Consider the following 13,463-nt stretch of genomic DNA (forward strand, 5'->3'; position numbering starts at 1 on the left):
GCACCATCGGACATTTTGTGCCCGTAACGCACTGATTGCGAATGAATAGCACTGACATATTTACAGATATTAACAATTGCCGGTTTTTTGAGGAAAAATATGTAAAATGATTGTCCGTATCGAAATTTGTTTGTAAATTTGCGCCCGTGCTATTTTGACATTAACCTAATTAACTTTAAATAATTATACCATGGAATTACCATTCGCAGAATCTTGGAAAATCAAGATGATTGAACCAATGAGAAAGAGTACTCGCGAAGAGCGAGAGCAATGGCTGCGCGAAGCAGATTACAACGTGTTCCAACTAAAAGCGGAGCAAGTATATATCGACTGCCTTACAGACAGCGGAACGGGAGCGATGTCCGACCGCCAGTGGGCGGAGATGATGCTCGGTGACGAGAGTTATGCCGGAGCCACATCGTTCTACAAGTTTGAGTCGGTTGTCAATAGGATTTTCGGCATGAAATATGTCATTCCCACCCATCAGGGACGTGCCGCAGAGAACGTACTGTTCTCATACCTTGTCAAGGAAGGCAACGTCATTCCGGGCAACGCTCATTTCGATACGACAAAAGGACACATCGAGAGCCGCAAGGCAAAAGCCATCGATGTGACCAACGATGATGCCAAAGACACGCAGAAAGTGGTGCCGTTCAAGGGTAATGTCGGGTTGGAGAAACTCGAGAAAGTACTCGTGGAGAACAAAGGCAACGTACCTTTCATGGTACTCACTGTTACCAACAACACCGTAGGCGGGCAGCCCGTAAGCATGGAGAACATACGCGAGACATGTGCATTATGCCACAAGCACGGTGTGCCGGTTGTAATGGATTCGGCACGATTTGCGGAGAATGCCTATTTCATAAAAAATCGTGAAGAAGGTTATGCCGACAAGACTATAAAGGAAATTACGCTTGAAATGTACAGCCATGTAGATGCAATGACCATGTCGGCAAAGAAAGACGGCGTGGTAAACATGGGAGGTTTCATTGCGACAAATAACAAAGATTGGTTTGAGGGCGCAAAACTTTTCTGCATTCCTTTCGAGGGTTACATCACGTATGGCGGAATGAGCGGACGCGACCTTAACGCTCTTGCCGTAGGTCTCGATGAGAATACGGAGTACGACATGCTGCACACACGCATACATCAGGTTGAATATCTTGCATCTAAACTTGATGAATACGGCATACCTTATCAGCGTCCAGCAGGCGGTCATGCCATCTTCGTCGATGCCGACAAGGTGCTCACACACGTTCCGATAGAGGAGTTCCCGGCACAAACGCTTACATGCGAATTGTATCTTGAGGCAGGTGTTCGCGGCTGTGAGATAGGATATATCCTTGCCGACCGCGACCCCGTTACGCGCGAGAATCGTTTCGGAGGTCTTGATTTGCTCCGTCTCTGCATAGCACGTCGCGTATATACCGACAACCACATGAACGTGATTGCCGCCGCGCTGAAGAACGTATATGACCGTAGAGAGACCATTACACGCGGCGTTGCCATAGAATGGGAGGCTCCGCTTATGCGCCACTTCACCGTCAAGTTGAAGAGACTCTGATTCGCAGTAATTGGTATTGATATAAATAAGTTGTTGTTAAACAAACATACATCCAAATTTAAAAAATAAAGGACACGTGGGATTTTCGCCCCATCGTGTCCTTTGTTTTGTCGCAAATAATGCGATGCCGCATTATAATTCACAAAAAACGAACAAACAATCTTGGAATAACAAGAATGTTGTACCTTTGCAACGAGAAATGAAATGCCCCACGGGAAATACAGTTATTAAAGGTGAAAATAATTTGTAACGATGGATATTATAGCGGAATTGCTGACAGGACATGGTATAGGACAATCTATTTTCGTATTGGCACTTGTGGTAACGGTAGGAGTATTACTCAGCAAGATAAAACTCGGAGGATTATCGCTCGGTGTGACATGGGTGCTCTTTTCGGGAATACTTGCCGGACATCTCGGACTCGGGATAGACCCCATGGTGCTTTCATTCGTAAAGGAAAGCGGTATGGTGCTGTTCATATTCGGCATAGGAATGATAGTGGGACCGGGTTTCTTCTCCACTTTCAAGCAAGGAGGGATACAGTTGAACCTGCTCTCGATGCTGTCTGTGGCATTTGCCGTTGTAATAACATACTTGATATTCTATTTCTCCGGTACGCCGATAGATACCATGATGGGAATTGTTGCCGGTGCGGTGACAAACACACCGGCACTCGGTGCTGCTCAGGAGGCCGCTAAAGGTATTAACGGAATCATACCGTCTGACATAGGTATAGGTTACGCCCTGGCTTACCCGGTGGCGATACTTGGTTTGATATTGACCACAAGTACCATGAAATGGGTGTTGCGGATAAAGGTTGACAAGGAGTCGGAACAGATAGCAGACAGGGAAAAGGCGAAACGAATGGAGGCACTTGTATTTTCAATAGAAGTTACCAATCCGGCGTTATTCGACAACAAAGTATCACATGTCAAGGCATTACTCGACAAACATGAGTTCATCATTTCCAGAATATTGCACAAGGAAACCGGAGAAATAGAGATGGCACATCCGGAATCGATAATAAAGGAGGGCGACAAAGTCCTCGTAATATCCGAACAGAACGATGTGGAGACAATATGTGCATTCATAGGACATAAAATAGAGATGGCAGACACGCAGTGGTTCAAACTCGACCACAGGCTGATTTCGCGCCGTTGTCTCGTAACGCAGGGGGATGTAAACGGCAAAAGCATAGAGGAACTTAAATTCAGAACTTTGTATAATGTCAACATCTCAAGGGTGCTGCGTGCCGGAGTTCATCTTATCGGAAAGGCTGACCTGAGGCTGAATATGGGAGACACCGTGATATTGGTGGGAGAAGAGAACGATGTTAAAAGGGTGGAGAAGATACTCGGCAACTCGGCAAGCACACTGCGCAAACCCAACTTGTCGGTGTTGTTCGTTACGATACTTGTGGGATTGATTGTGGGCAGCATAGAAATACCGCTGGGAGGAATGCCGATGCCCGCCAAACTCGGTTTCTCGGGCGGGACACTTATAGTGGCAATACTGATAAGCAATTTCGGCACGCGTTTCAAACTCAATACGCACAACACGCAGAGTGTCAACCTCATGCTGAAGGAGTTCGGCATCACGCTCTTTCTTGCATGCGTGGGATTGAGTGTGGGAGGCAGTTTCATCGAAAAACTCCTAAGCGGCGGTTACCTGTGGATGTTGTATGCAGCCGCCATAATGATGATACCGTTGTGGATTACCACTTTGTTGGGACGTTATTGGCTGAAGTTGGACTATTTCACGTTGTTGGGATACGTTGCCGGCAACATGACGTTCGCGCCGGCTTTGTCAATTTCTCCCGATGCTTCGAAGAACAACATTCCCGCCGTAAAATATGCCACGGTATATCCTCTCACACTGTTCGTGAGAGTGATGGTGGCGCAGTTGATGATATTGCTGTTTGCGTAACGGCGTAATATCTTCCGGATTTTCTGTTTCTTTGTATTTGTAGGATTCTAATAATATCCTTATTAAATGAGAACTGACGGTTTTTATTTATTTAATCCCAATCGGTCATTAGAAAAAGGAGGGAACAGCCTCTAATGACCGATTGGGGATTAAAGAACTTTGCCGTGAAGTATGGTCTTAATCCGAAAGTTGTTTATCCGCATTCTTTCCGTCATCGTTACGCAAAGAATTTCCTTGAAAAGTTCAATGACATATCTCTGCTTGCAGACCTGATGGGACACGAAAGCATAGAAACAACCTGTATCTATCTGCGTAGAACTGCCGGCGAACAACAAGCAATAGTGGATAAAATCATCACATGGTAACAAATAAAAAGCGAATCTGCCATTTCCTATATTTGGTGGATTCGCTTTTAACTATCAAACACATTTTTGACCGATTGATAAATTCAATAATATAGATGTTGTTTGTAACGACATTTATTTTCAACTATAAAATTGCGAAAATAGGAGGAACGCCAACTTTTATTACATTTTTCTCATCCCAAATCGTGTCATTGTCTAAATAGTCAATCTGCAGAAAAAAGATGGAGCATTGATAAAAATAAAAGAAAAAACTTGTAAGGTTAGATTATTATCTGTAATATTGCAAAATAATAACATTTAAATTTATCACTATATGAAACAAAACTACAAGAAGTACCTGGTACTTACATTTTTACTGCTCTGCTCACTAACTATTACGGCAGAAAACGTGATCATCAAATTTGCACAAGGAGCGCAAAATGTGACTGCTAATGCTTATTTGATCAATCCATCCACTTTGCAAGAAGAGAAACTTATTCCTGCGGCCGACGGATTCACCTACGAGGTGTCATCGGGTAGCAAAGTACGTTTGGAAGCCATACCCGATGAAGGTTATGTTGTGTATGTTTGGAAAGGTGGCAGTGACGAGAGCAGCATGACTGAGATGCGCGGTTCTTACTCCGCAACACAGCAGGTGTTGGAGAATGTGACAAGCAATAAGATTGTTACCTTGGACGTTTGTAAACTTGTCCCCGTAACTTTTATAGTACCCGGAGAAGGCTCGGAAGGTGCCGAGGTAAATGTTGAGGAACAAGGCGATTTCGGGCGTGTGATTGCTCCGGAGGCCGATGGTATTACGTACATGCTCCCTGAAGGGCGAGGTGCATATTTTGACCCGCGTCCGACAGATGGGTACAACATATTGGTTTGGAGTTTTGGCAATAACTTATATTTCCCTTCTCGTCCCGACCAGTTCTACAAACAAAATATTCCCAATGGTTTCTATCTTACCATATTATTTTATAAGGATGGGGAAAAACGTACCATTACTTATACACAACCGCAAACGGCAGTCATAACTTGTCACAACCACAGCGAATCTGGAAGTCCGGTAATCGAGTCGGGCACGGATGTAACTCCCGGCGACCATATTCTTTTTGAGATAGCTCCTTTTGACAATCCCGCCGGAAAAGTACCGGTTGCCTATTGGGAGGTCAATGGGCAACCTTATGTCGATGCAGCCGGAGATTACATTACGGATAACTCTGTCACTTTCATAGCCGTCGAAAACTTGGACGTGAAAGTTGTGATTGAAGGTGAAGTACCTACGGGAATGGATAATGTGGCATCCCAAAGTATGATGGTAATGGCAAACGCATCGGCAGTATCTGTGACAGGCACAGAAGGGGTGGTCGCTATTTACGACATTCGAGGTACATGTTTGGGCAAGCAGGAAAGCATAAATGGTAAGGCAACATTCCGCTTGCAAGGCATTGCCAAGGGTGATGTGATTATTGTGGTGGCAGGCGATGAAAGCAAGAAAATTGTTTTGAACTAAATAAATGTTCTACACAAAGATGAATAAAAAAACAATAAAAGCTTTGGTGCTTGTGTTGATAGCAATTCTACCAATTACTACTTCGGCACAAGACTACTACGATGCCGCTGTGCAACCTGAAGGTAATGGCATGGCAGAGAACCCTTACAAGGTTGAAACTCTTGAAAACCTGCTATGGATTGCAGAACAGGTAAATTCCGGACTTGATTTTGCCGGTTTCAATTTCGAGCAGATAAAAGATATCGATTTTGCCGCCACGCGAAATTGGGACGAAGGACGAGGTTGGGCTTCCATTGGTGGGGTGCAAATTATGAATGGACAGGTAGTGAAATTATCGTTCAAAGGCAACTACGATGGAAAGAACCATAAGATAAGCAACTTGTATATTAACCGCATGACAGACTTTCAAGGTCTGTTCGGATATGTTTATTCCGGCACTGTGCGTAACCTTATCATTGAGAATGCTCAAATCACGGGAATTGAAAACATGGGAGTGCTTGCGGGATATGCCTTTGAAGAAAATATTGAAAATTGCCATGTAACGAAGTCGGTTATAAAAGGTAGTGGCATCTATTTGGGTGGTTTGCTTGGCTACCAATCCGATGGAACTACTGTTAACTGCTCGGTCGAGGCCGATATCAGCGGATATGATTACATTGGCGGTATCACCAGTTGGTGCATTGATGGTAAAATAATCGGCTGTTGGACAACCGGAAGTGTTAAAAGCATTGAGAATACAACCGATGGAAGACTTGGTCGCGTCGCAGGCGGTATAGCTGGTTTTCTTAGCAATTGTACCATGAGCGAATGTATGACTACAGCCCGAGTTGAAGGTGGAAACCAAATTGGCGGTTTGGCAGGCACTGCAGTGAAATCGACTATTGAAAAGAGTTTTGCTGCCGGTCAACTGATTAAGGGTATTACTTACGTTGGTGGTTTCGTGGGCAAGAACGAGGAAACAAGCATCAGCGACTGTTATGCCCGTTCTGAAGTTGAAGGAGATGTAAGTGTGGGCGGATTTATAGGTTCGCTCGATTATACGGGCAGCAACATTGTACGTTGCTACTCTACAGGGAAAGTTACAGCACACGATAATGTTACCGCTGCGGGTTTTGTTGGCAACAAGTCATACACTGCCACCATAAAAGATTGCTACTACGACAAGGAAGCATCGGTACAGGAAAAGGCTGTGGGTGGTTTCTCGCACAACGATTGTGACTGTAAACCAATGACTACGGAGCAGATGAAATCTCAAACTACATTTGAAGGTTGGGATTTTAACAAGGTGTGGAGCATTGACAAAAGCAAAAACGACGGATACCCAATTCTCAAATCATCGCCAGTAACTGCAAGCATCGGCACAACAATCATTAACGAACCGGATGTGCGAGTGAGCATTACGGGTGGACAACTTAACGTAGCAAGCCCCCGGATACCATTGGCAAGAGTCGAAACATTTGCACTCGACGGTACCAAACTGTTCGAGATTAAGTGTAACAATGCCAATGCCGTTACATTCAGCCTGCCCGATGACAATCACATGGTGTTCGTCATACGCACCATTCTTGTAAACGGCAACACTGCAACCGTGAAAGCAATGAGGTAGGGTAGAGACTGTTAATCAACCTTTCCGGTTGAGATGCGGCTTTATAAAACACCATAAAACGATGCTTTTACCGGAGCAATAATTCATCGGACGACATCTCTGCTAAATCTATACCGCAGAGATGTCGTTTTTATTAAGCACAAAGCAAAAGTCGTAAAAGCAATATTGTACCCACTCCGTTTTTTTGAAAAGACTTAAAGTCTTCATCGTCAAGGAGAAACATCTCGTAATGAAAAATAAACTTTTCCATGCCATAGAATGACTCTTGCATATATTACCCCGCTTCGTGATAAGACAACAAGAAAAAATACGCCGTAAATTCTGATTACGATGGAACTTTTACCGCAGATTTGTTTCAAGGTTTACATTTCAAAATTTTGAAGATAAAATAAAGCATGACAATAAAATTTTGACATGCATCAAAGTGTTTTTAGCCGACATCGACATCGGTTAATATCTTTTCGCAAATCTGTTTAAGTTTCAACATGTTCACATTTGATATACTTTCGCATAGCAATTTCGCCGATTTTATAAAGCAATTTCGCCGAAATTGGTAGGTAAAATCGCCGAAATTGTTTTGTTGTTTGATAGTATGGCAGGGAGCGTTGCCTGTGGGGAGATCCTACGGGGCATTTCCATGCACAGTACGGTGTCGGACAGAAAATCATACAGAATTGATGGATGTGTGACAGATGAGAGAAATCTCCATTGTTGACTTCCTGAACGCGATGGGGATTCTTCCGACTGGACAGAAAGGAAAAACCTTGTGGTATTCCGCTCCGTACCGCACGGAGCGGACACCCTCTTTCAAGGTCGATATCGCCAAGAATGTCTGGTTCGATTTCGGGACGGGCAATGGGGGCGACATCTTCGACTTGGCAGGAGCGTTCATCGGAAGCGAGGATTTCCTCCTGCGGGCGGCTTTCATCGCCAAGAGCGGAACGTGTCCGCTTCCCGTAATAGAACGTCCACAAAGGAATGAAGAGAAAGAACCCGTCTTCGAGGATATTTGGGTGCGACCGTTGCAGGATGCCAGACTGCTGGGCTACTTGAAAGAGCGGGGCATTTTCGCCGATACTGCCATTCCCAACTGCGAGGAGGTTCGATACCGTGTGCATGGCAAACGGTACTATGCCATCGGCTTCCGTAACGAGGCAGGAGGAATGGAATTGCGTAATCGCTTTTTCAAGGGGTGCATCCCACCGAAAGATATTTCCCTGAAACGTAACGGCTCGGACGTATGCGCCGTATTCGAGGGTTTTATAGATTGTCTCTCCGCTATGCAAATTGGCATCATCGCTTCGGACTGGCTTGTGCTTAATTCCGTTTCCAACGTGGAGAATGCGGTGAAAGCCTTGCAGGGCTATGAAAAGATAGAATGCTTCCTCGACAATGACGATGCAGGACGGAGAACATTGGAAAGGTTGAGGGCAGACTTCGGAGAGAAGGTCATCGACCACTCCTCCCTGTATGCCGACCACAAGGATTTGAATGAATTTCTGCTTTCCAAGAATGCAGGAAACAATGTAAAACAACAAAACGATAATAAACAATGAAGAAGAAAATATTGAATACGATTTGGGTAATGGGAGTGCTTGCCCTCGCAGGGTTTTGTCTATCTGCTTGTAATCACGAGTTGGATATTCAGCAGGCGTACCCGTTCACGGTAGAGACGATGCCGGTGCAGAAGCACATCGTCAAGGGACAGACGGCGGAGATACGCTGTACATTGAAAAGGGAGGGCAACTTTGCCGATACCCACTATACCATAAGGTACTTTCAGCCCGATGGAAAGGGACGGCTGAAGATGGACGACGGCACGGTCTTCAAGCCCAATGACCGTTACCCGCTTACGAAAGAAGAATTCAGGCTATACTACACCTCTGCATCCACCGACCAGCAGACCATTGATGTGTATGTGGAGGATAATTTCGGACAGACGGTGAAACTCTCGTTTGAGTTCAACAGTCAAAAGGACGAGGAAAAGGAGAGGAAGTAGAATTTGTACGACGCCCTTGCAAGTTTTATCAGCTTGCAAGGGGCGTTTTTATAGTCTGGTGAACATCATAAAATCCATTCATTAGCAATCCCTGAATTTCTAATTGGCTTTTTGCAATAATTCAATTACTTTTGCGTTATCACAATAAATAAGCCTTTGCCGAAAGCCAACACCTCCAACTTCGGCAAAGGAGGGCAAAGGAGGAAAACACGATAGAATTATGGCAAACAAACCCTTACAATTCGTTCTTATAGAACGTAAAATGAGCATCGGACCTCAATCGGGCAAGACCGTTCAGATTGTCCAGATTGTCCAACCTACGGGCAGACATCGTGTGGATTTCCGCAGTTTCTGCGAACGTGTGGCGAAATCTACCACATTTAATCGTCAAGAAGTGGAAGCCGTATTGAACTACGCCACGGAAATTGCACGCGACATCGTGGCAAACGGTGACATTGTGGAGTTCGGCGACCTCGGCACGCTCAAACCCTCGTTCAAGAGCAAGGCGGTGGAGGTTGGCAAACCTTTCCGTGCGCAGGAACACATTGAGAAGCCCGTGGTACTGTTCAGTCCGTCGAAGAAATACTTCACGCTTACCGATATGACCTACGAACAGACAACCCTAAACCAAAGAAAGGGACGAAGCCTTCTACCCCCAAACCTAATGAAAGCGAGGATTCTGGTTTGGGGATTTAATCAATCTAGCGGAATGATTCTATATATAAATGTGTAAAAATCGATGGTCTTTTTATGGAACAGTATGTTGTTGGTAGTGATAGTAGTTATATTATTGGCATAAGTGGTATAATTATTGGCATTATTAGTATAGTTATCGCATTAGCCCCATTAATATATAAGAGATTTAAAGAAGTTAGATCTCCGTATACTGGCATATGGGAAGACAGGATATATGATGATAACAATAATGTGATAAAACGAGATATTTTCTACCTAAAGCAAAATGGAAATGAAATAATAGGTACGGCAAAAAGAATTTTTCCAAAAGATCAAAACCATAGGCGTTATGAAGTTTATGGTAAATTATTGGGAAGGGATTTTGTTGCTATCTTCTGGGCTACAGACCAAAGTGTCTTAAGTTATGGATGTTGGTTTATCACTCAAAGAAATGATACTACCTTTGTAGGAAGTTACTTAAGAATGAGCAAAAAAGATTATAGTCGCCGATCAACATGTGCAGAATTGATAAGATCTGAATTAAATGTAAAAGATTTCAACAGGATAAAATAGCTATGAACAACTTGATTATTATTCCCGCATATAATGTTGAATCGAAGATAAAGTCTGTCCTTGACTTTCTTAAATGCAAGAAAGAAAATGTTATTGTCATTGATGATGGAAGCGCAGATAATACAAGTCAGATAGTAATTAACGAGAACTTTCGATTAATCAGGCATAAAAAAAACATGGGATTGTCTCAAGCAATCAATTCTGGTTTAGAATATGCAAAAGTCAACGGTTTTGAGCGTATAGTAACAATCGATGCGGATGGACAGCACGACCCTGAATTTATTGATGAATTTATCTCAAAGTTAGACCTCTATGATTGCGTATTAGGCAATCGTTTCTTTGATATCAGTCATGTTCCCTCATGCAAAATCGCTTCAAATTTGCTCGCCTCATTAATATTTTTTTCCATTACAGGAAAAAAGATAACCGATGTCTCTTGTGGATACCGTGGATTTAAATTGGCAAGTCTCACATGGCAAAGCATAATTGACAACTTTGAAGTAATATATGAACAATTATATTGTATATTAAGGCAGGAAATTAAATGTTCCATTGTCAATATTCCCGTTATATATCCGTGTGACGAATTGCATTGCACAAAGATAAATGAAATAATAGGCCTGCTAAATGTTTCCATAAAATATTGCGACTGTCAGAAATCATTAATGATCTTGAGATATATGTTTGACAACATTATTGAAAAGAAAAATTTCCGTGTTACCATTGAAGGTTTTGAATTTTACTGTTTTTGCATTCCACATCTTAATTCTTATATATTTCAAACAGAATTGAATAAAGCCAAATCATTTTACGAATAACCAATAATGAAAGATATTTTTGAAAATTATCATCCTTCAAGAGAAATAATTCCTAACCATGTCGCGCTAATACCTGATGGTAGTAGAAGATGGGCTGTAAAAAAGGGCATGTCATATTACGAATCATATGATTTAGCTATGCGAAATCTTTGCCAAATCATAGAATTTCTCTATGACAGAGGAGTAAGTATAATCAGCGTCTATTTTTCTAGTAGTCAGAATTTTGAAAGGCCGATGGTCGAGGTAGAAGCATTTTGTAAAGCAGAATCTAATTTTTGTAATATTCACATTTTACCTGTTGTAGAGAAAAATAATGTCCATGTTGATTTTTTTGGCAACAAAAGTCTTCTTCCTCAATATTTTTTAGATTCCCTAATTAAACTTAAGCTAAGGACAAGGGATTGTGTAAGTAAGCAGTTGAATTTATGTGTGGCATACAACCCTTTTGTAGAGCTATTGGAGAGTTCTCTTAAATCAAATTCTCCTACTGATTTGCTGAATAACTTGTGGATTTCAACTCCAGTTGATTTGATTATAAGAACAGGGAATGCTAATCTGCTTAGTAATTTTTTACTTCTTCAATCAGGTTTTGCTCGCTTATACTTTCCAGACAAACTTATTAATGATATATGTAAAAAAGATATCGAAGCAATAATAGACGAATTTTGTAAAATCGAACGAAAATATGGAGAATAGTCACGTGTATCTAAAGATAAGTGCCGAATCAATTTATCTGCATTCAATTTCCATACTGTCTTTTTATTCAATTGAGAAATTTGAAATTAATCTATCAACAGAAATGGAAATAATTCAATTAATTAAAGGCAAGCAAGGAAAATCAAATAAGATTTTATCTCAAAAGGGAGACTGTCAGAATTACGTAGTAGAAATTTCTGTCATTGGATTATTTGATGAAAGAAAAGTTATATCGGGCAGTTATGATGACAAATTGGGGAATCGTTATGGGATGCGCTTTTATCCTTTTATTTCGAGTTTCATTAAAGGAACAATATACTGTTCAAGAAAGATTGAGAATATTTCCATAATTCTACCTGATATATTTAGATTGATTTTTTTTAAGTCTAAAATAAAACAAAACAACAAAGAATCGATATTAAGACATTCTTATGGAAACGATTCCTCTACATTTATTTTCACATGGAAAAACGAAGTCAATGAAACGGACAAGTATACATTGGTATTTGATATTCCTGTTAGATATGGTGGTATGAGCTTATTACGTATGACACAGTTTCCTGTGTTTTATTGGATAATAGCGTTACTTGGAATTTCTATTTTATCTCTTACAGAAAGGACAAGCATTGTTGTAGGAGCTATTGCAACGACATGGTTATTTCTATTGCAGAGATGGAATAGTTCTTTTGTCCCTCAAAAAAATACGATTTTGACAAAGTCATATTTAATATATGGTGCTGTGTTAGGTGTTTGGGGCATAATGTGGGAAACATGTGGATTATGGGCAATGTTTTTACTTCTTCCTGTTTTTGTCATAGTTTACTTTACTCTTAAGGCGATATCTTTATTTGAAAACACGGGTGAACTGCCTAAATCTTTTGCCGAGTCATATGCAAAAAAAATAATAGAGAACGATGAAAAATTATATATTCTATCTAAGAAAAAGGGAAATACAGGAAATCGCACCTCATTCACTTCGTTAATGTGGGCTCGTCGCCCCGTTAGATCATAACAACAAAAAAGCGGAATGGAAACCATATAGCCATTTATCATAATAGTTTACTGCAAGGGAGGATACCTCCTCATCAGGCAAAGTGCTATGAATGCTTCCGCCCATTATTAACCCACAATCTTGTCGGACTTTCTGCCGTGCTTCCACCTTGCTTTCGGCAACTACTTCAAACACTCCCTCGAAAATGTACTGCGTTCGTACTCTATAAACTTTCTTATTCATATACTCAGAACTCGACCTTTAATAATCTGTGTTCCATCGGCTCTCCATTGGATAACCTGCGGTGGGTAAGCCAAAAATGATGCGTGCCGTAACCATAGGCAAAGAACTTGTCAAGTTCCGTTTCTTCGGCTATCCGTTTGACGGCTGCCCTCAGTTCCCTCTCGTTGGCGGATAGGGTAATGGCATTGATTACCCTTACAAGGATATGGGGTATCTCGTCCGTCCAATTACATACGATGATACGATGCTTTCTATTTCTGCTTTCATTTCTGTGATGTTTTGGTGATAGTTGCTTATGCTGTCGCTCTCATTCTCTGCCTTATCAGTTTGCGGTTGGCATTGACAAGGCTAACAATTTGGTCGTGATATTCCGTATTCTTATTGCACACACCACGACTTTGCACCACTTTAAGCGTGTCCAAATTGACTTCAATCGTTTCTATCCGTCTGCCCTCAATGGTTGCCGAAAGTATCAGCGAGTTTTCTTTGAGGTAGTACTCGTTGGAGAA

General features: G+C 41.9%; 13 protein-coding genes and 2 pseudogenes. 12 read left to right on the forward strand and 3 right to left on the reverse strand.

The genetic code is table 11. The annotated features are described in order from the left end of the window. Positions 1–190 precede the first annotated feature (190 nt). From EII32_RS10455 to EII32_RS10515, 12 genes and pseudogenes are all read left to right on the forward strand, one after another. Positions 191–1,564 (forward strand): tryptophanase, encoded by a 1,374-nt coding sequence (locus EII32_RS10455; RefSeq protein ID WP_125235349.1) that lies wholly within the window; start codon positions 191–193, stop codon positions 1,562–1,564. Between the two features lie 252 nt (positions 1,565–1,816). Further along, a complete protein-coding gene (locus tag EII32_RS10460; protein ID WP_125235350.1) occupies positions 1,817–3,490 on the forward strand; it encodes a putative transporter in 1,674 nt (557 codons plus the stop codon). A 149-nt stretch (positions 3,491–3,639) separates the two neighbouring features. After that, positions 3,640–3,855, forward strand: a pseudogene (locus EII32_RS10465) (tyrosine-type recombinase/integrase); the annotation flags it as partial. 313 nt (positions 3,856–4,168) lie between these two features. Continuing rightward, positions 4,169–5,353: a hypothetical protein gene (locus tag EII32_RS10470; protein ID WP_125235351.1), complete on the forward strand. Its 1,185-nt coding sequence runs from the start codon at positions 4,169–4,171 to the stop codon at positions 5,351–5,353. A gap of 19 nt (positions 5,354–5,372) precedes the next feature. Beyond that, positions 5,373–6,959 (forward strand): GLUG motif-containing protein, encoded by a 1,587-nt coding sequence (locus EII32_RS10475; protein ID WP_158611175.1) that lies wholly within the window; start codon positions 5,373–5,375, stop codon positions 6,957–6,959. A 692-nt stretch (positions 6,960–7,651) separates the two neighbouring features. After that, complete coding sequence (locus EII32_RS10485) at positions 7,652–8,515, forward strand: toprim domain-containing protein (RefSeq protein WP_125235353.1); 864 nt, start codon at positions 7,652–7,654, stop codon at positions 8,513–8,515. Then, entirely contained in the window at positions 8,512–8,958 is a 447-nt protein-coding gene (locus EII32_RS10490) for a DUF3872 domain-containing protein (RefSeq protein ID WP_125235354.1), read from the forward strand. Before EII32_RS10485 ends, EII32_RS10490 begins: the two co-directional genes overlap by 4 nt. A 220-nt stretch (positions 8,959–9,178) precedes the next feature. Continuing rightward, positions 9,179–9,654: pseudogene (locus tag EII32_RS10495) on the forward strand (HU family DNA-binding protein). A 54-nt stretch (positions 9,655–9,708) separates the two neighbouring features. Continuing rightward, positions 9,709–10,206 carry a hypothetical protein gene (locus EII32_RS10500; RefSeq protein WP_125235355.1) on the forward strand — a complete coding sequence of 166 codons (498 nt, stop codon included), beginning with the start codon at positions 9,709–9,711 and terminating at the stop codon, positions 10,204–10,206. A gap of 2 nt (positions 10,207–10,208) precedes the next feature. Further along, positions 10,209–11,024 (forward strand): glycosyltransferase family 2 protein, encoded by an 816-nt coding sequence (locus tag EII32_RS10505; protein WP_125235356.1) that lies wholly within the window; start codon positions 10,209–10,211, stop codon positions 11,022–11,024. Positions 11,025–11,030: 6 nt separating this feature from the next. Beyond that, positions 11,031–11,720, forward strand: coding sequence for an undecaprenyl diphosphate synthase family protein (locus EII32_RS10510; protein WP_021663869.1), 690 nt, complete (start codon positions 11,031–11,033; stop codon positions 11,718–11,720). A 103-nt stretch (positions 11,721–11,823) separates the two neighbouring features. Then, complete coding sequence (locus EII32_RS10515; RefSeq protein ID WP_125235357.1) at positions 11,824–12,732, forward strand: hypothetical protein; 909 nt, start codon at positions 11,824–11,826, stop codon at positions 12,730–12,732. On the opposite strand, the gene EII32_RS10520 is transcribed toward EII32_RS10515, so the two are convergent. The 3 genes from EII32_RS10520 to EII32_RS10530 all read right to left on the reverse strand — a co-directional run. Then, entirely contained in the window at positions 12,727–12,954 is a 228-nt protein-coding gene (locus EII32_RS10520) for a hypothetical protein (protein WP_125235358.1), read from the reverse strand. The two genes, EII32_RS10515 and EII32_RS10520, sit on opposite strands and share 6 nt — an antisense overlap. Before the next feature lie 4 nt (positions 12,955–12,958). Continuing rightward, positions 12,959–13,195 carry a hypothetical protein gene (locus EII32_RS10525; protein WP_125235360.1) on the reverse strand — a complete coding sequence of 79 codons (237 nt, stop codon included), beginning with the start codon at positions 13,193–13,195 and terminating at the stop codon, positions 12,959–12,961. 52 nt (positions 13,196–13,247) lie between these two features. Then, on the reverse strand, positions 13,248–13,463 hold a 216-nt coding region (locus EII32_RS10530), incomplete at its 5' end, for a PcfJ domain-containing protein (protein ID WP_199741425.1).

Source organism: Prevotella sp. OH937_COT-195 (genome assembly GCF_003932845.1).
Classification (GTDB): domain Bacteria; phylum Bacteroidota; class Bacteroidia; order Bacteroidales; family Bacteroidaceae; genus Prevotella.

What these genes read in the sequence shown, in the direction of transcription:
- EII32_RS10520 (WP_125235358.1), bottom strand. Translation starts at nt 12,954, where the DNA reads ATGAATAAGAAAGTTTATAGAGTACGAACGCAGTACATTTTCGAGGGA.
- EII32_RS10515 (WP_125235357.1), top strand. Translation starts at nt 11,824, where the DNA reads ATGGAAATAATTCAATTAATTAAAGGCAAGCAAGGAAAATCAAATAAG.
- EII32_RS10455 (WP_125235349.1), top strand. Translation starts at nt 191, where the DNA reads ATGGAATTACCATTCGCAGAATCTTGGAAAATCAAGATGATTGAACCA.
- EII32_RS10510 (WP_021663869.1), top strand. Translation starts at nt 11,031, where the DNA reads ATGAAAGATATTTTTGAAAATTATCATCCTTCAAGAGAAATAATTCCT.
- EII32_RS10505 (WP_125235356.1), top strand. Translation starts at nt 10,209, where the DNA reads ATGAACAACTTGATTATTATTCCCGCATATAATGTTGAATCGAAGATA.
- EII32_RS10470 (WP_125235351.1), top strand. Translation starts at nt 4,169, where the DNA reads ATGAAACAAAACTACAAGAAGTACCTGGTACTTACATTTTTACTGCTC.
- EII32_RS10485 (WP_125235353.1), top strand. Translation starts at nt 7,652, where the DNA reads ATGAGAGAAATCTCCATTGTTGACTTCCTGAACGCGATGGGGATTCTT.
- EII32_RS10460 (WP_125235350.1), top strand. Translation starts at nt 1,817, where the DNA reads ATGGATATTATAGCGGAATTGCTGACAGGACATGGTATAGGACAATCT.
- EII32_RS10490 (WP_125235354.1), top strand. Translation starts at nt 8,512, where the DNA reads ATGAAGAAGAAAATATTGAATACGATTTGGGTAATGGGAGTGCTTGCC.
- EII32_RS10475 (WP_158611175.1), top strand. Translation starts at nt 5,373, where the DNA reads ATGAATAAAAAAACAATAAAAGCTTTGGTGCTTGTGTTGATAGCAATT.
- EII32_RS10500 (WP_125235355.1), top strand. Translation starts at nt 9,709, where the DNA reads ATGGAACAGTATGTTGTTGGTAGTGATAGTAGTTATATTATTGGCATA.